Source organism: Microbacterium sp. 8M (assembly GCF_902506375.1).
GTDB lineage: Bacteria > Actinomycetota > Actinomycetes > Actinomycetales > Microbacteriaceae > Microbacterium.
The window spans coordinates 3,172,306-3,189,793 of record NZ_LR733284.1; the positions used below are offsets into that span (position 1 = coordinate 3,172,306).

General features: G+C 72.1%; 14 protein-coding genes. 8 read left to right on the forward strand and 6 right to left on the reverse strand.

Annotated features, from left to right (window positions below; translation table 11 throughout):
* Positions 1 to 14 precede the first annotated feature (14 nt).
* Both AERO9AM_RS15015 and AERO9AM_RS15020 read left to right on the forward strand, forming a co-directional pair.
* Positions 15 to 800, forward strand: coding sequence for an ABC transporter ATP-binding protein (locus tag AERO9AM_RS15015; RefSeq protein ID WP_159576868.1), 786 nt, complete (start codon positions 15 to 17; stop codon positions 798 to 800).
* Positions 782 to 2,374, forward strand: coding sequence for a hypothetical protein (locus tag AERO9AM_RS15020; RefSeq protein WP_159576869.1), 1,593 nt, complete (start codon positions 782 to 784; stop codon positions 2,372 to 2,374). The genes AERO9AM_RS15015 and AERO9AM_RS15020 overlap by 19 nt, the downstream gene beginning before the upstream one ends.
* 79 nt (positions 2,375 to 2,453) lie before the next feature.
* Here the strand turns inward: AERO9AM_RS15020 and proC are convergent, their stop codons facing one another.
* Positions 2,454 to 3,290: a pyrroline-5-carboxylate reductase gene (gene proC / locus AERO9AM_RS15025; RefSeq protein ID WP_159576870.1), complete on the reverse strand. Its 837-nt coding sequence runs from the start codon at positions 3,288 to 3,290 to the stop codon at positions 2,454 to 2,456.
* Positions 3,291 to 3,399: 109 nt separating this feature from the next.
* Between proC and AERO9AM_RS15030 the strand changes: the two genes are divergently transcribed.
* Both AERO9AM_RS15030 and AERO9AM_RS15035 read left to right on the forward strand, forming a co-directional pair.
* Positions 3,400 to 4,371 carry a cation diffusion facilitator family transporter gene (locus AERO9AM_RS15030; protein WP_159576871.1) on the forward strand — a complete coding sequence of 324 codons (972 nt, stop codon included), beginning with the start codon at positions 3,400 to 3,402 and terminating at the stop codon, positions 4,369 to 4,371.
* Positions 4,372 to 4,385: 14 nt separating this feature from the next.
* Complete coding sequence (locus AERO9AM_RS15035; RefSeq protein WP_159576872.1) at positions 4,386 to 5,276, forward strand: alpha/beta hydrolase; 891 nt, start codon at positions 4,386 to 4,388, stop codon at positions 5,274 to 5,276.
* Positions 5,277 to 5,319: 43 nt separating this feature from the next.
* Here the strand turns inward: AERO9AM_RS15035 and AERO9AM_RS15040 are convergent, their stop codons facing one another.
* Together AERO9AM_RS15040 and AERO9AM_RS15045 are read right to left on the reverse strand one after the other, a co-directional pair.
* Positions 5,320 to 5,751 carry a nucleoside deaminase gene (locus AERO9AM_RS15040; protein ID WP_159577574.1) on the reverse strand — a complete coding sequence of 144 codons (432 nt, stop codon included), beginning with the start codon at positions 5,749 to 5,751 and terminating at the stop codon, positions 5,320 to 5,322.
* A gap of 198 nt (positions 5,752 to 5,949) precedes the next feature.
* Entirely contained in the window at positions 5,950 to 6,768 is an 819-nt protein-coding gene (locus AERO9AM_RS15045) for an alpha/beta fold hydrolase (protein ID WP_159576873.1), read from the reverse strand.
* 126 nt (positions 6,769 to 6,894) lie between these two features.
* Here AERO9AM_RS15045 and upp point away from each other — a divergent pair, with 126 nt between their 5' ends.
* Complete coding sequence (gene upp / locus AERO9AM_RS15050; RefSeq protein ID WP_159576874.1) at positions 6,895 to 7,527, forward strand: uracil phosphoribosyltransferase; 633 nt, start codon at positions 6,895 to 6,897, stop codon at positions 7,525 to 7,527.
* A gap of 120 nt (positions 7,528 to 7,647) precedes the next feature.
* Here upp and AERO9AM_RS15055 read toward each other — a convergent pair whose 3' ends face one another.
* The 3 genes from AERO9AM_RS15055 to nadE form a co-directional block, all read right to left on the reverse strand.
* Entirely contained in the window at positions 7,648 to 8,415 is a 768-nt protein-coding gene (locus tag AERO9AM_RS15055) for a GNAT family N-acetyltransferase (protein ID WP_159576875.1), read from the reverse strand.
* Positions 8,405 to 12,010 (reverse strand): TM0106 family RecB-like putative nuclease, encoded by a 3,606-nt coding sequence (locus AERO9AM_RS15060; RefSeq protein ID WP_236602713.1) that lies wholly within the window; start codon positions 12,008 to 12,010, stop codon positions 8,405 to 8,407. Before AERO9AM_RS15060 ends, AERO9AM_RS15055 begins: the two co-directional genes overlap by 11 nt.
* 170 nt (positions 12,011 to 12,180) lie before the next feature.
* On the reverse strand, positions 12,181 to 12,999 hold the full coding sequence (gene nadE / locus AERO9AM_RS15065) for an ammonia-dependent NAD(+) synthetase (protein WP_159576876.1): 819 nt from the start codon (positions 12,997 to 12,999) through the stop codon (positions 12,181 to 12,183).
* Positions 13,000 to 13,073: 74 nt separating this feature from the next.
* Here nadE and AERO9AM_RS15070 point away from each other — a divergent pair, with 74 nt between their 5' ends.
* The 3 genes from AERO9AM_RS15070 to AERO9AM_RS15080 all read left to right on the forward strand — a co-directional run bounded on the left by AERO9AM_RS15070 (position 13,074) and on the right by AERO9AM_RS15080 (position 17,444).
* Entirely contained in the window at positions 13,074 to 13,631 is a 558-nt protein-coding gene (locus AERO9AM_RS15070; RefSeq protein WP_159576877.1) for a phosphorylase family protein, read from the forward strand.
* Between the two features lie 89 nt (positions 13,632 to 13,720).
* Positions 13,721 to 15,367: a carboxyl transferase domain-containing protein gene (locus tag AERO9AM_RS15075; protein WP_159576878.1), complete on the forward strand. Its 1,647-nt coding sequence runs from the start codon at positions 13,721 to 13,723 to the stop codon at positions 15,365 to 15,367.
* A gap of 4 nt (positions 15,368 to 15,371) precedes the next feature.
* Entirely contained in the window at positions 15,372 to 17,444 is a 2,073-nt protein-coding gene (locus AERO9AM_RS15080) for an acetyl/propionyl/methylcrotonyl-CoA carboxylase subunit alpha (RefSeq protein ID WP_159576879.1), read from the forward strand.
* Positions 17,445 to 17,488: the final 44 nt, after the last annotated feature.

Here is a 17,488-nt window from a genome sequence, read left to right on the forward strand (position 1 = left end):
GATCGGATGGGGCGATGACCGACTCCACCGCGCCCCTCGCCGCCCCGCCGGTGCTCTCGCTGCGGGGCCTTCGCAAGCAATTCGGTCAGAAGGTCGCGGTCGACGACCTCTGGCTCGATGTGCCCGCCGGATCCATGCTGGGTCTTCTCGGCCCCAACGGCGCGGGGAAGACCACGACACTCGCGATGACCACGGGGCTGCTGCGGCCGGACGCCGGGTCGGCGCACGTGCTCGGCACCGACGTGTGGCAGGACCCCGCGGCGGCGAAGGCCCGCATGGGCGTGCTTCCGGACGGCGTGCGCATGCTCGACCGCCTCAGCGGGACCGAGCTGCTGCGCTACACGGGCCTGCTGCGAGGGATGACCGAGGCTGACGTCGCCGTGCGCTCGGCGGAGCTGCGCGAAGCGCTCGGCCTGACCGAGGCCGGCAGCACCCTGGTCGTGGACTACTCCGCCGGCATGCGCAAGAAGATCGGACTCGCGTGCGCGCTGATCCATGCGCCCCGGCTGCTCATCCTCGACGAGCCGCTCGAGGCGGTCGACCCCGTCTCGGGCGAGACCATCCGGCAGATCCTGCGGGCGTACGTCGCCGGCGGCGGCACCGTCGTGCTGTCCAGCCACGTGATGGAGCTGGTGGAGTCCCTGTGCGATCGCGTGGCGATCGTCGCAGAGGGGCGCCTGCTGGCCAACGGCACCCTGGACGACGTGCGCGCGGGCGACACCCTGCAGCAGCGCTTCCTCTCGCTGGTCGGCGCCCATGAGCTCGGATCGGAGACGCTCGCGTGGTTGCGCTCCTCGTAAGCCTGCGCTGGAAACAGCTGAGGCACCAGCTCGCGCGCAACCCGTGGATGATCGTCTCCCTCGTCGTCTCGGGACTGATCGCCCTCGGCCTGCTCACCGCCCTCGCGGGAGGGCTGCTCGCGCTGCGCATCGCCGCTCCCGACGCCGCCGTGCGCACGCTCGTGGTGGTGGGGGCGGGGATCGTGCTGGTGTGGTGGATCGGGTCGATCGTGGTGAGCGTGGACGACTCGCTCGCCCCGGAGCGCTTCGCCCTGCTGCCGGTCACGGCCCGCGCGCTGCTGCCGGGCCTCGTCGTCGCGGGAGCCACCACGATCGGCGGCATCGGCACGACCGCCGCTCTGCTGCTCCTGCTGGTCGGCTGGTCGGTCAGCCCGCTCGCGCTGGTGTCTGCCGCGGTGCTCATCCCCCTGGCCCTGGCCACCTGCGTGCTCGGCGCCCGCGTGGTCAGCGGGCTCCTCGCGGGCTGGCTCGCCAGGCGCCGGATGCGAGACCTCGTGATCACGGTCGGCGTGCTCGTCGTGGCGTGCTCCGGGCTGCTGATCAACGTCGTGATCCGCGCGTTCGCCCAGCTCGCCGATCCCGCAGCGCTCCTTCCGGCGATCGCGGACGCGGCCGGCTGGACACCGCTGGGCGCCGTGTTCGGCGTCTCCGCGTCACTCGCCACCGGCGACCTGGCCGGCGCCGGGCTGCGCCTCCTCCTCGCACTCGCCACCGTGGCGGCCCTGTGGTTCGCCGCGCGCGGTCTGCTCGCCGCACGCCTGGTGGCGCCGATCCAGAGCCGCGGCGGTGGACGCGTGCGCTCCGGTGGGCTGCTCGACCGGATCCTCCCGGCGTCCGCGGTCGGGGCGATCGCAGCACGCACCCTCCGCTACGCACGGCGGGATCCGCGCCAGGTCATCAACACGACGATGATGCTGCTGCTGCCCGCACTCCTGATCGGGATGACCCTCATGAACGGACGGGACGGCGGTTCGTTCACGCTCGGACCCGCCGTGATCCTCATCCCAGCGATCAACGCGCTGATCATCGGCACGATCGTGCAGATGGGCATCGCCTACGACAACGACGCCATCGCACTGCACATCCATACCGGAGTTCCGGGGCGAGCCGATCGCGCCGGGCGTGTGCTCGGGTTCGGGATCATCGCCGTCCCCGTCACGATCGTGCTGTGCGTCGCGGCGAGCATGCTGGCGGGACGGGCCGACCTGATCCCCGCGAGCCTCGGCGCCGCACTCGGACTGGGTGCGGCCGCCGCCGGCGTCGGCACCTGGGTGGGCACGTTCCTGCCCGGCCGTGCCCCTGCGCCGGAGGCGAACCCGCTCGGCCGCGGGTCGTCCGGCGGCGTGCAGTCGATGCTCGCGATGATCATCATCGCGCCGCTCAGCGTGCTCATCGGCGGCACGGCCTTCGGCCTCGCGATCGCCGCGATCTGGACCCCGTGGCTGGGCTGGCTCAGCCTCGCCGGCGCGGTGCTCTTCGGCGGCCTGTCGATCTGGGCCGGCACGGTGCTGGGCGGACGGATCCTGGACCGCCGCTGGCCCGAGGTGCTTGCGGAGGTCTCCAGCGAGGCCTGACCTCCGCGCGGATCGGCGCGACCGTCAGGCGTCGACGTTCACGAGCCGACGTCGGGCAGCGACGCGCCGGCGTCCGTGCTCAGGCGCCGGCCGCGAGCTCGCGCGCCCGGGCGAGCGCCGCGTCGGTGGCGCGCGCGAACAGGGACGCGAGGTCGGCGTCGTGGAGCACGGCGACGGCGCGCTCGGTCGTGCCCTTGGGGCTCGTGACGCGGCGGCGCAGCTCTGCCGGGTCCGCCTCCGACGCCGCGAGCAGGGCCGTGGCGCCGATGAAGGTCTGCTCCGCCATGAGCCGGGCCTCGGCCTCGGCGAACCCCTTGCCGATCGCGGCCTTCGTGAACTCCTCGATCAGGAGGAAGACGTACGCGGGACCGGATCCGGAGATCGTCGAGAGCGGGTCGATCTGCTCCTCGGCGACCTCGATCACGGTGCCGACCGTCTCGAACAGTCGGCGCACGAGCGCACGCTCCTCGTCCGTGACGCCGGCGGCCGCCGCGAGGCCCGTGACCGCGCGGCCCACCGTGGCGGGGGTGTTGGGCATCGAGCGCAGCACGCTCGTCGAGTCGGGCAGGTGCGCGGCGAAGGTCGCCAGGGTCACGCCGGCGGCGATGCTGACCACGATCGCGTCCTCGCGCAGGTGCGGGCCGATCTCGTCGAGCAGGTCCGGCACCATCGCCGGCTTGACGCCCACCACGACGATGCGCGCGGCAGCCGCGAGCGCATTGCCGTCGGGCTGCTGCTCCAGGGCGATCGAGCGCACGCCGGGCAGGCCTTCGAGCTCCGCCGCCCGAGCCGCGGTGCGGTTGGTGGCGGTGATGCCGCCGTCGACGGGGATCCCGCTCGCAACGACGCCGCGCAGGATCGCGCCTCCCATCGAACCGGCGCCGATGAATGCGAGTGAGGGGAGCGCGTCGACCATGCCGCCATCCTACGAGCCCGGCGCGCGGCCCGCCGCCCGGCGTGCATCGCCTTCTCGGCCCGTCACGGCGGGGCCGTCACGGGCGGGCGGCGCGACATAGACTCGTGACATGAGTGCATCCGGTGGCGGTAAGGCGATCCTGGCGGCGTTCCTGGCGAACATGGGGATCGCGCTCGCGAAGCTCATCGCCTGGCTGCTCTCCGGTTCCGCCTCGATGCTGGCCGAGGCGATCCACTCGGTCGCCGACTCCGGCAACCAGCTGCTGCTCATGCTCGGCGGACGCAAGGCGCAGCGCCGCGCCGACCGCGAGCACCCGTTCGGCTACGGCCGGGAACGCTACGTGTACGCGTTCGTCGTGTCGATCATCCTGTTCTCGGTCGGCGGCATGTTCGCCGTCTATGAGGGCGTGCAGAAACTGATCCACCCGCACGAGCTCGACAAGACCTGGTGGTGGCTGCCGCTCGCGGTGCTCGTCGTCTCGATCGTGCTGGAGTCGTTCTCGCTGCGCACGGCGATCAAGGAGAGCAACCACGTGCGCCCGAAGGGGCAGTCCTGGGTGGCGTTCATCCGCCGCGCCAAGGCCCCGGAGCTGCCCGTCGTGCTGCTCGAGGACACCGGCGCGCTCGCGGGTCTGCTCTTCGCCCTGCTCGGCGTCGGGCTGACCCTCATCACGCACAATCCCGTGTTCGACGCCCTCGGCACCCTGATGATCGGCCTCCTGCTCGTGCTCATCGCGATCGTGCTGGGCATCGAGACGAAGAGCCTGCTGGTGGGCGAGGGCGCCAGCGAGGCGGACTACGACCGCATCGTCGACGCGATCCACGCGGGTGACGAGGTCGAGAAGCTCATCCACATCAAGACGCTCTACCTCGGCCCCGACGAGCTGCTCGTGGCCGCCAAGATCGCGCTCACCTCGGACAAGACCGTGCGCGCCGCGGCCGACGACATCGACGCGATCGAGGCCCGGATCCGCGAGGCCGTGCCGGCAGCTCGCGTGATCTACCTGGAGCCGGACATCTACCGGCCGACGCTGGATCCGACCCCCTCCACGGACGCCTTCGTGCTGCGCGCCGCGGACTGACCGCCGCTCCCCCGATGGTCGACCCGCTCGCCGAGGCGCTGGCCGACCCCACGGTCTCCGCAGAGGCGCGACGGAAGCTTCAGCTCGTGCAAGAGGTGCTGCGCCGCGATCCGCAGGCGCAGCTGACCTCGCTGTTCTTCGAGGGCGAGGAGCCCCGCGCCGCCGTGTCGTTCGGCGACGTCGACGCAGCCGACCTCATCGTGGTGGTGCTGCACGGCATCGACACGGATCTCGCGGCCTTCCCGGCCTGGGCCGAGATCGCGCAGGACCTCTGCGCCGACACGATCCGCGCGAGCCTGCTGCACGGCGGCTCCGCCCGGATCGCGACGGTCGCGTGGTTCGGCTACGACTCCGGCACGCACCTGTCGGCGCTGGCGACCAAGCACGCGACCGTGGGCGCCGCACGACTGGCCGGGGATCTCGTGCGCATGCGGCACAGCCATCCGACCGCGCGCATCGCTGTGATCGCGTATTCGTACTCGTCGACGCTGTTCGGCGAGCTCGTGCTCCTGGACGGGGCGGGCCCCGTGTCGATGGCATTCTCGATCGCCTCTGCGGGGATGACGCGCATGGCCGCGGACGCGGTGGCAGAGGCGATCTCGCGGAGGGCGTTCTCGTTCTACGCCACCGAGGCGTCCACCGACGCCACCGCTCCCCTCGGCCGGCTCGGCGCGCACCCCGTGGATCCGCGCGACATCGTCGGGGCCATCGTCTACTCGTCCGACGGGGGCCCGATCCCGGGTTCAGGCGGCAAGCACGGCGAAGCCACCGACGGTCACGCCTCTCGCACGGCGATCGACGAGCACGGCGTACGGCACCGCGGCTACTTCGACCGGCGGGCGCAGGCCTACCTGTTCGCCGTGGAGCGTCTGGGCCGGCTCGCCGCGCGCCGCCCGAAGGCCTGACCGTTGACCGGGCGGCGCTGATGCCCAGCCATTCGCTGCCGGCTCAGCGCCGTTCGGCGAAGAACGCACGCAGCTGCGCCACGGCCTCGTCCTCGCGCACGCCGCCGACGACCTCCGCGCGATACGGCAGCCGGCGGTCGCGCAGCACGTCGTACAACGAGCCGGCCGCACCCGCCTTGTCGTCCCAGGCGCCGAACACCACGCGCCCGATGCGCGACTGCAGGATCGCGCCCGCACACATCACGCATGGCTCCATCGTCACGACGAGCGTGCACCCGGTGAGGTTCCAGGACCCCTGCGCTGCCGCGGCGGCGCGCAACGCGACGATCTCGGCGTGACCGGTGGGATCGGCCGTCTCCTCCCGGTTGTTGCGCCCCTCGGCGAGGATCCTCCCTGCCGGGTCGAGCACGACGGCGCCGACGGGGATCTCATCCGCGGCAGCGGCGTCAGCGGCGAGCCGGAGCGCGCGGTCCATCGCCGCATCGAGTGTGACGGGTCGTGTTGTGCTCACCGGGTCCTCCGTGGGACGAGCCTATCCGCACCGCCGCCGGCCGTCGCGGCGAGCGCTCGACATCGCCGGAGAGCTTCGCCGTGAGGGTGATCTGGTGGTGGTAAGGCTGGCACTTCCTCGCTGGGAGCACGCTGTAGCGCAGAGCACCCGCACTCGGATCGCCTACTGCCGCTGGTTGCCCCATGCCGCCTCGATGGCGTTCCACGCGAGCGCGCCGAGTCGCCTGTCCGCGGCTTCCGAGCCACCCCGAGCCATCGATACGCCCGCCGTCACGGGCTGCTCGCCGGGGAGGATCGTTCGGTGTCCCGCGTCCGGCGTCGTGACGACGGTCGTTTCGAGGCCATGCCTGGCGCGCCTGATCCGGATGCGATCGGCGCTCTCCAAGCTCGGCCAGACCTGGTCATCGCCACCCGCGACCAGGATCAGACGCGGAACGCGCTCCACGGCGATGGCGGCATCCGCGGCTCGGGTCGACTGCGTGCGGAGGGACCGTTCATACAGGGCCCTGAAGCGAGGCGGATCCTCTTCGACGTAACCATCCCAATCGATGGGGACGTAGGGCAGAGGTCGTCCTTCGAGCGTCCAGTGCGACGTCTCGCGTCGGCCGTCATACCCGGCCCAGACGACATCGGACGGAGCGAAGGCGATCACCCCCGCGACCCGAGGCGAGAGCGATCCGCAGAGGAGGGCCGCTTCCGATCCGAAGGACGTGCCCATCATCCACACCTCGTCGCAGTCGCGACTCAGATCGTCGATGCGTCTCAGAAAGACTTCGAGGGGCACATCCCATGGCCCACGGGGCTGCCCCGGACCACCGAACCATCGCATTGATTCGGCGAGGACTCCCCTTTCTGCAAGAACTCGCGCACGCGCTTCGTCGATCCGACCGCTCGAACCCGCGACGACCAGAACTCCCGTGCCGGTCTGCCGGGAAGGGATCCACCGCACGCCCTCCGGGGCGGCAATATCGATGCGACGCACGTGGCCAGTCTGACCCACGAGCCATCCGGATCCGCGGAGCGCGCACCAGCCCGAGCGGACGCTTGAGCTCCCGGTGTCGCGCAGACCCTCCCCAGCCGCACTGCCGTCACCGGATACTCTGTCTCTATGCGCGTTCACGTGGCCGACCACCCCCTCATCACCCACAAGCTGTCGGTGCTGCGCGATGCGCGCACCCCGTCGCCGGTGTTCCGCCAGCTCACCGAGGAGCTCGTGACGCTGCTCGCCTACGAGGCGACGCGCAACGTGCGGGTCACGCCCATCGAGATCACCACCCCGATCACCACCACCACGGGTGTGAAGATCTCGGAGCCGCGCCCGATCGTCGTGCCGATCCTGCGCGCCGGCCTCGGGATGCTCGAGGGAATGGTCAAGCTGCTGCCGACCGCCGAGGTCGGCTTCCTCGGCATGGTCCGCGACGAGACGACCTTCGAGCCGACGACCTACGCCGAGCGCCTCCCCGAGGACCTCAGCGGGCGCCAGTGCTTCGCCATCGATCCGATGCTGGCGACCGGCGGATCGCTCGCCGCCGCGATCCAGTTCCTCTTCGACCGCGGCGCCGACGACGTCACCGCGATCTGCCTCCTCGGCACCCCGGAGGGCGTCGCCGCCATCGAGCAGCTCGTCGGCGAGCGCAACGTCACCCTCGTGCTCGGCGCCCTCGACGAGCGCCTGAACGACAAGGGCTACATCGTGCCCGGTCTCGGCGACGCCGGCGACCGCCTCTACGGCACGGTCTGATCCGGGCCCGTGTGGCCGCGGTTGTGACGAATGGCCGACGGATCCGGCCGATTCCTCCGCTGTCCGTGACACCGCCCGCCAGATGGAACAGGCCGGCGACGCGACGGTCCACACGTGCGCCTACACCGTCAGCGCGTAGCAGCGCTCCTCGCCGAACGGAGTGAACCCGCAGCGCGCGAGGATCGGCGCCGACGTCTCCACCCGCCCCTTGACGAGCGCCGTCTCGGCGCCGAAGGCGGCGCCGAGACGCAGGCGCTCCGCCAGAACCGCACGGTAGGCGCCTCGGCCGCGGAAGGCCGGCAGCGTGGCTGCGCCCCAGAGCCGGAGGAAGTCGCCGACGATCGTGCAGCCGGCTGTGCTCACGGGCTGTCCGTCGATGCGGGCGAGCACTCGGAACCCTGTGCCGGAAGCAGCTGCTGCCGCGATCTCCGCCAGCTCGGCCTGCAGACCGGCTCTGTCCAAGGGGTGCTGATCCCAGACCGGAGCGTTGATCGCATCGACATCCCGCACGTGGTCGAGCGTGCCGACCACCACGGTGCTGATCTCCTCCGGAACCGGGATCGGATCCCCCGGGATCGGCCGCGCGAAGACCGTCACCGTGTCTTCGTGGACCGCGCCCCGGCGCCGCAGCTCATCCTCGAGGTCGGGCTTGTCGGACGCATTCGTCCAGAAGATCAGCCGATCCTCACCCCACTCGCGGGTGCGCGCGATCGCGCGATCGAGCACAGACGCCGCATCCAGATCCGACGCGACCTGGGATCCGCGCACGCCACCGCCGAAGCGGGCCGGGTAACGGACGAGCTGCAGCTCGGACTTCTCCTCCTCGCTGTCGCGCGGAAACCACACCCAGGCTGCGGAGGCGCGGGCGATCTCCGCCTCAGAGTGCATCGGCGCCCTTTGACGCGCCGACGGCGACGAGCACCCCGGACGCATCGGACGGGACGTCGGTGTCGCGATCCGCGCCTACGAGATGCGCGAACGCGCTGAGCCGCGCCACGCCGTCGGGCGTCCGCGGCAGGTCGTCGAGCAGCGCCGGCGAGTGCACCAGGTACGCGGCGACCTTGGCCCGGGAGATCGCCACGTTCAGCCGGTTCTGCAGCAGCAGGAACTCCGGGCCGCGCGGGGCGTCGCGTCCGCTCGAGGCGGCCAGCGATGTGATCGACACGACGGCCTCCCGGCCCTGGAAGTTGTCGACCGTGCCCACCGCGACGTCGCCGAACCCGGCCGCTGCCAGCTCGTCGAGGATGAGCTGCTTCTGGGCGTTGTACGGGGCCACCACGATGATGTCCGCCGGACCGAGCGGGCGCGCAGCGGCGCCCTCCATGCCGTCGGTGTAGCTGCGGCCGATGAGATCGCGGACGATGCGGACCACCTCGGCGGCCTCCTCCGGCGCCTGGGTGGCGTTGCCGCGGTGCCGGATGGGTCGCACGTGCAGCCCCGGCTCCACGCCGTCGATCGTGCGGCGTTCCGCTCCCGGCGCCGACGCGAGCGCACCCGCGTAGGAGAGCTCGGATACCGGGACCGCCACGGCCGGATGCATGCGCCACGAACGCGCGAGGAAGGATCCGTGCGCGGGGTCGATGACCGCGCGCTCGTGCATCACCCAGCCGAGCGCCGAGGTGTCGACGGGCTCCGGGTGCGTGCCCTGGCTCACCTGGGGCAGCTGCTGCGGATCCCCGAGCAGCAGCAGGCGCTGCGCGGCGGAGGCCACGGCGATGGTCGAGGCCAGGGAGAACTGGCCGGCCTCGTCGATGACGAGCAGATCCAGCTCGCCGCGCTCCACGCGCTTCGTGTTCGAGAAGTCCCACGCGGTGCCGCCGACGACGCAGCCGAGACCGGCGGCACGCTGCTCGGCGAGGTACCCGGCCATGCCGTCCTTGCGGATCGCCGTGAATACCGGATCCGTCTGAGGGTCCTTCGGCGCCTTCGCGACCTGGGCCGCGGGAACTCCGGCCTCGACGACGCGGTCCAGCAGGTTCTCCACGATCGCGTGCGACTGGGCGACCACGCCGATCCGGTAGCCGTGCTCATTCACGAGGCGCGCGATCACATGCGACGCGGTGTAGGTCTTGCCGGTGCCGGGAGGCCCCTGCACCGCGAGGTAGCTCCGGTCCAGGTCGAGCACGCCGCGCACGATGGCGTCCGCCGCGTCGCCGTCGGCGACGGGGATCGGCGCTCCCGAGACGGTCCGCGGAACAGCCCGCCGCAGCACGTCCGTGGCCGCATCCTCGGGGAACCCGGGCGCCGCATCGAGCACAGCCTGCGCCCACTCCTCGATCGCCGCCTGCAGGGAGTTCACCCGGGGCGGCGCCGCGGGCGTGAGCGCAAGCGGCAGCTCATCCCAGGTCTGGCCGCCCACGGAGCGCTCGCGGACCCGGTATCCGTCCTCGAGCACCTCGACGATCTCGACCTCATGCGGCACGTGGATCACGCGCGACGGGAACTCCCCGAAGAACGGCCGCGGAGACGCGTACAGCGCGAACGGGCTCCCGCCGACGCCGACCGTGCTGCCGGGAGCGACCTCTCCGCGCAGGTCGACGAGCCGGGTGATGGCGCGCGCGCCCTCCTCCTGACCCCAGTCCTGGACGAGCACCGAGCGATCCGGATCCACGCGGAGCACGTCACGCGTCGACTCCCACAGGGTCACCGGCTCGCGCAGCCGCTGGAAGTGCGCGATCCAGAAGCTCTTCGCCTCCCGCGGGAAGTAGTCGATCGCGGCGGCCGCCACGCGGTGCGTCTGGCCGGCCTGCTCCAGTGCGGCGCCTGTGGCACCCGCGTCCCGGGCGGCGTCGTGCGCCCGCTGCGCCTCGGCCTGCAGGGCGAGCGAGAGCGGCGCGGGCTCGTACGCGCGGGTCTCCGGCTCGTCCGGCGGCGCCGGCAGCACGCCGGCCTGACGGGCGAGGCCCACGAGCCAGTTGCGCAGGCGTCGTGTCGACACGCAGTCGTAGCGGTTGTAGTCGGCCAGGTCGGCGAGGATCGCCTCGGCCTCTGCGGTGCGGCCGGCAACGGCGAGGCCGCGCGCCTGCACGTACTGGACGATCGAGTCGTCGCCCTTCTGCACGTCGCTCGTGCGCACCTCGGCGCCCATGTAGAGCGGTTCGAGCTTCTTGATCGAGTACGACCGGGATCCGACCCGCACCGTGCGCAGCACGAGCGGGTAGAGGTCGACGAACACGCCCTCTCGCAGCAGCCGGTCGACCTCCGCCTCGCCGACGCCGTACCGCTCCGCCATGTTCTGCAGGTGCGAGGTCTCGTATGGCGCGTAGTGGTAGATGTGCATGTCCGGGTGCGCGGCGCGGCGCGCGGCCACGAAGTCGAGGAAGTCGCGCAGCGCCTGCTTCTCCGCGGCGAAGTCGTGCGCCCACAGCGCCGAGTACTGCTCGGCGTCGTCGACCCAGCCGAAGAGGTAGTCCAGCCCCCAGGGCTGCCCCTCCCCCGGCTCGGTGTAGAGCGGGTCGCCCTCGAAGTCGAAGAACAGGTCGCCGCGACTGGGGCGCGGCATCAGCCCGATCGCCGCGGCGGAGACCACCTCGAACGGCGGCACCGGGTGCTCCTGGGGTGCGTCGACCGCGATCTGGCCGGCTTCTTCCGCGACCATCGCGGTGAGCTGCAGCCGGGCCTGCGCGCGCAGCCCCTCGAACGTCTCCGCGTTCATGCCGTCCGGCGCCTCCGTGGCGACGGCGAGTTCGTCGATGGTCTCGATCCCGGCGGCGCGCAGCCGGGCGCGCTGCACCGGCCGCATGCGCGCGACGAGCAGCAGATCCCGGTGCGCCACGACCTCGGCCTCGCACGTGGCGCAGCGCCCGCAGGCGACGACCTGCAGGTCGCCCCGGTCGTCGCCCCAGGCGAGCGGTGCGCCCGCAGCGCCCTCGTCCACGCGGCGGTCGGCGATGAGCGCGCGCAGCCGCGCGCGCCGCACGTGGAACAGCGGCAGCAGGTCGCGCACGGCGTGCGTCGAGATGCTGCGGTCGCCCAGGATCAGGTCGACCTCGTCCGAGCGGGGGATGCCGAGCCGGTCGAGCTGGTCGACATATGCCGCCAGCTGCATGAGCGCCGTCACGCGCGCCGTGCGGGCGAGCTTGGAGTCCTGCACGCGCCAGCGGCCGTCGTCGTCGCGCCGCAGGAAGTCCGCGAATCCCACGAACTCGGGCGTGGAGAACGCGGCCTGATAGATCACGGTGGCGTCCGAGCGCAGTGCACGCACGGTGTCGGCGACCACCTCCGCCAGCGCCTCGGCGTCGGTCGACGACACCTTGGGCAGCGCGACGACGCCCGGCCCGCCGGACTCGGAGGAACCGAGCCGGGTGACGTAGTCGTCCAGCACGACGAGCTCGTGCGCGTCACCCATCGCGGCGGCCCGCGCCAGGGTGGCGTCCTCCGGATCCTCGACCGGCGCGACCCGGCCGAGCTTCGCGTCGAGGGCCCGCGCCCAGGCGAACTCGCACTCCGCCGCGAGCTTCAGATCCGACGCGCTCCAGATCACCCTCGGGCGGGCGTCCGCGACGCCGCCGTCGTCCGATCCGCCGCTGCCGGATCCGGAAGGGATGATCACACGCACGAAGGCTCCTGTCGTTCGGGGGCGACCGATCAGGCCGTCGCTTCGACCCTAGACGGGGGCAAGGACATCACCGGCCGACGGCCGGGCGGCAGGGCTCAGCGCCACCAGGTGTCGTCGGGCGTGACCGGCTGGCGCCGCTTGTGCTCGGTGGCGAGGTAGCGCGCCTCGATGCGCTCGGCCACGCTCGCCTCGACCGGGCGGCCCTCCAGGTAGTCGTCGATCTGCACGTAGGTGAGGCCGAGCTCGTCCTCGTCCGCGCGACCCGGCGTGCCGTCGAGCAGATCCGCGGTGGGCACCTTGTAGGCGAGGCGGTCGGGCGCGCCGAGCTCGAGCAGCAGGGAGCGCCCCTGCCGCTTCGTGAGCCCGGTGAGCGGCGTGAGGTCGCACGCGCCGTCGCCGAACTTCGTGAAGAACCCCGTCACGGCCTCGGCCGCATGATCGGTGCCGATCACGAGCATCTGCCGCTGCCCGGCGATGGCGTACTGGGTGACCATGCGCAAGCGCGCCTTGATGTTGCCGCGGTGGAAGTCGGCGACGTCCTCCAGCCCGGCCGCCTCGAGATCGTTCTCGAGTCCGTCGACGCCGTGCTCGATGTTCACCTCGACGCCCTCGTCCGCAGCGATGAACGCCATGGCCGCGGCGGCGTCGTCGGCGTCGTGCTGCACCCGGTACGGCAGGCGCACGGCGATGAACGTCGCGTCGCCGCCCTCGGCGCGCACCTTCTCGACCGCCAGCTGAGCCAGACGCCCGGCGAGCGTCGAGTCCTGCCCGCCGGAGATGCCCAGCACGTACCCCTTCGCACCCGTGTGCCGCAGGTAGTCGACGAGGAAGCCGACGCGCCGGTCGATCTCGGCGACAGGGTCGATGTCGGGGCGGACCCCGAGGTCGGCGGCGATGTCCTGCTGCAGCGTCATGCTTCTCCTTCGGTCGTGGATCCAGTATCCAACGACGACGTTTCGCGTGTGTGAACATGCGGGAGGATGGATCCATGAGACTCCTCGTCGCCGCCCTCGCCTCCGAACTGCAGGCCTTCCCCGCGGAGCTCCCGGGCTTCGACCGGCTCGTCACAGGCCCCGGGAAGCTGAAGGCGACCTACGGTCTCACCCGCGCGCTCGACGCCACCGCGTACGAGGAGGTCGTCGTCGTCGGCACCGCGGGCGGCGTGGATCCCTGCCTCCCCGGCGGCGTGTACGAGATCACCGCCGCGATCCAGCATGATGTGCAGGACCTCGACGGCGTGATCGGCCAGCATGTCTCGCTGCCGCCCCGGGTGGCGACCGGGCGCGACGGCCTCGTCATCGCGACCGGTGACAGCTTCGTCGACGACGCGGCCGTGGTCGAGCGGATCCGAGGACTCGGCGGCGTGCTCGTCGACATGGAGACCTACGCGTACGTGTGGGTCGCCGACCAGTTCGGCGTGCCGATCCGGGTGCTCCGCGCGATCTCGGACACCGCGCAGGACGGCGCGACCACGGTGTGGGACGAGACCGTGGCGGCCTGCAGCGTGCAGCTGCGCGAGCGGATCCTCGAGGACTACGGGGTCTGAGCGGCAGCTCCCTTCCGCACCGGCCGTGGACATTTCAGTTAACGCTCGCTAATCTGATTCCGAGTCCACGACCGTTGCGAAGTCGCCCAATGGAGGGTGCCGTGTCCGAATCATCCGCGCCGAGCGCCGCGCCGGTGAGCGTCGCCGCCGCGGGCACCGTGCCCACGTATCGCGAGCTCGTCGACGAGCTGCGTGTGCGCCGGGCCGAGTCCGCGCTCGGCGGCCCTGAGAAGGCACGCCTGCGGCACACCGAGCGCGGCAAGCTCCTCGCCCGCGATCGGATCGACCACCTGCTCGACACGGGCAGCCCGTTCCTCGAGGTCGCGCCTCTCGCCGGCTACGGCATGTACGACGGCGACGCACCCTCCGGCGGCGTGATCGCCGGTATCGGACTGATCCACGGGCGGCACGTCATGGTGGTCGCCAACGACGCCACCGTCAAGGGCGGCACCTACTACCCGATCACCGTGAAGAAGCACCTGCGGGCGCAGGAGATCGCGGCGGAGAACCGGCTGCCCTGCGTCTACCTGGTCGATTCCGGCGGCGCGTTCCTTCCGATGCAGGACGAGGTGTTCCCGGACCGCGACCACTTCGGCCGCATCTTCTACAACCAGGCCCGCATGTCGCGCGACGGGATCCCGCAGATCGCCGCCGTGATGGGGTCCAGCACCGCCGGCGGCGCGTACGTGCCCGCGATGAGCGATGAGACCGTCATCGTGCGCAACCAGGGCACGATCTTCCTCGGCGGGCCGCCGCTCGTGAAGGCGGCGACCGGCGAGGTCGTCACGGCCGAGGAGCTCGGCGGCGGCGAGGTGCACACCCGGATCTCCGGCGTGGCCGATCACCTCGCCGAGAACGACGAGCACGCACTGCAGATCGTCCGCGACATCGTGGCGACCCTTCCGGAGTCACCGCCCCTGGCCGAACCGCCGGCGGCGGTCGTGGATCCGCCCGCCGGCGAGCTGCTCGACGTGGTCCCCGTCGAGCTCACGGTGCCCTACGACGCGCGCGAGGTCATCCGCGGCATCGTCGACGGCGGCGAGTTCGCGGAGTTCAAGCCCGAGTACGGCACCACGCTCGTCACCGCGTTCGCGCGCATCCACGGGCACCGCGTCGGGATCATCGCGAACAACGGGGTGCTGTTCGGGGAGTCCGCGCTCAAGGGCGCGCACTTCATCCAACTCTGCGAGCAGCGCCGCACGCCGCTGCTGTTCCTGCAGAACATCACCGGATTCATGGTCGGCCGCGAGTACGAGGCGAACGGGATCGCCAAGCACGGCGCGAAGATGGTCAACGCTGTCGCCACCACGTCGGTGCCCAAGCTCACGGTCGTCGTGGGCGGATCCTTCGGCGCCGGCACGTACTCGATGTGCGGACGCGCGTACTCGCCGCGGTTCCTGTGGCTCTGGCCCGGCGCACGGGTCTCGGTCATGGGCGGTCCGCAGGCCGCGTCGGTGCTCTCGACCGTGCGGCGCGACCAGATCGAGGCGGCGGGCGGATCCTGGTCCGCCGAGGAGGAGGCCGCCTTCCAGGCCCCGATCCGCGCCGCCTACGAGGAGCAGGGCAGCCCGTACTACTCCACCGCGCGGCTGTGGGACGACGGGATCATCGAGCCTGACCAGACCCGCGACGTGCTCGGCCTCGCGCTCGACGTGATCCTGCGCGCCCCTTCGACCGATGCGCCCGTCGCCGGCGCGGCCGCGCCGCGGACCGGCTACGGCGTCTTCCGGATGTGATCCGATGACCGACACCGCCCTCCGCCGCACTGAGCCTGTCGACGTGTTCGACACCGTCCTCATCGCCAACCGCGGCGAGATCGCCTGCCGCATCATCCAGACCCTGCGCCGTCTCGGGATCCGCTCGGTCGCGGTCTACAGCGACGCCGACGCCGGATCGCGGCATGTGGCCCTCGCCGACATCGCCGTGCGGATCGGCCCCGCCCCGGCCGCGCAGAGCTACCTGGACATCGACGCGGTGCTGGCGGCTGCTCGCGCCACGGGCGCCCAGGCGATCCACCCCGGATACGGCTTCCTCGCCGAGAACGCGGCCTTCGCCCAGGCCTGCGCCGACGCGGGGATCGTGTTCATCGGTCCCACGGCGGAGGCGATCCGCACGATGGGCGACAAGATCACCGCGAAGCTGGCGGTCACCGCGCGCGGTGTGCCGACCGTCCCCGGCATCGCCCGCCCCGGGCTCTCCGACGCCGAGCTCGTCGCTGCGGCGCCGGAGATCGGCTTCCCGCTGCTGATCAAGCCGTCCGCCGGCGGCGGCGGCAAGGGCATGCACGTCGTGACGCAGGCGTCGGAGCTCGAGGGCGCGATCGCGGCCGCCCGGCGCGAGGCCGCGGCGAGCTTCGGCGACGACGCGCTGTTCCTCGAGCGCTACCTCACCACGCCGCGGCACATCGAGGTGCAGGTGCTCGCCGACGCGCACGGGAACGTGGTGCACCTCGGCGAGCGCGAGTGCTCGCTGCAGCGTCGGCACCAGAAGGTCATCGAGGAGGCGCCCTCTCCGCTGCTCGACGAGCAGACGCGCGCCGCGATCGGCGCGGCGGCGTGCGAGACGGCCCGCAGCGTGGACTACCGCGGCGCCGGCACCGTCGAGTTCATCGTGGAGTCCGCACGGCCGCACGAGTTCTTCTTCATGGAGATGAACACCCGGCTGCAGGTCGAGCACCCGGTCACCGAGCAGATCACGGGCCTGGATCTCGTGGAGCAGCAGCTGCGCATCGCCGCGGGCGCGCCGCTCGCGTTCACCCAGGACGAGGTACGGCTGCACGGTCACAGCATCGAGGCCCGCGTGTACGCCGAGGATCCCTCGGCCGGTTTCCTGCCCACGGGCGGCCGGGTCGAGCGCGTGATCCACCCGACCGGAGAGGGGATCCGGGTCGACACGGCCATCGCCGATGGACTCGACGTCTCCACCGACTACGACCCGATGCTCGCGAAGGTCATCGCGCACGGCGCCGACCGCGATCAGGCCCGGCGGCGCCTCATCCGGGCGCTCGATGAGACCGCCGTGTTCGGCTTCCCCACGAACGTCGAGTTCGTGCGGGCGCTGCTCGAGCTGCCCGAGGTCGCGGCCGGCGACCTCGACACGGACCTCATCGCCCGCCGCTTCGACGACCTCGTGTTCGCCGAGCCCGACGCCCGGCTGTTCGCCGAGGCGGCCCTGCTGCTCGACGGCGCGGTCCCTGAGCTCGTCGAAGGGACTTCCAGGTCGCCGCACGCCCCTTCGGCGGGCTCGGGGACCGGTGTGACCGGGCCGTGGGCTCGCCGCGACGGCTGGCGCCTCGGCGCCGCCGCGCCGCGCCGCTACCCGCTGGCCTGCGGCGAGCATCACGCGGAGGTGCTCGTCACCGGATCCGGATCCGGCCTGACCGTCGCGGTCGACGGCGCCCCGGCGGCACCCGCGACGCTGCCCGCCGGCGACCTCCGCCGCACCATCACGATCGACGGGGTCACGCGCACGGTCGCGGGGCTCGTGGCCGGATCCGGACGGGTCTCGATCGCGCACGGCGGGGCCGTGTTCGAGGTGGCCGTGGAGCGACGCGTGCACGCCGGCGGCGATGCGGCGGAGAGCCGCCCGCACCTGGACTCCCCCATGCCGGGCACCGTGGTGCTCGTGCACGCGGCGGACGGCGCGCACGTCGACGCGGGCGACCCCGTGCTCGTGGTCGAGGCGATGAAGATGGAGCACGTGCTGCGCGCCGGGGTCGCCGGCACCGTGGCCCTGCACGCCGCACAGGGCGACACGGTCGCGCGCGGGCAGACCCTCGCCACCATCACGCCGGATGCAGAGGAGGCGCCATGAGCCGCATCGAGCGACCAGCGGAAGAGCGACCAGAGGAAGACAGA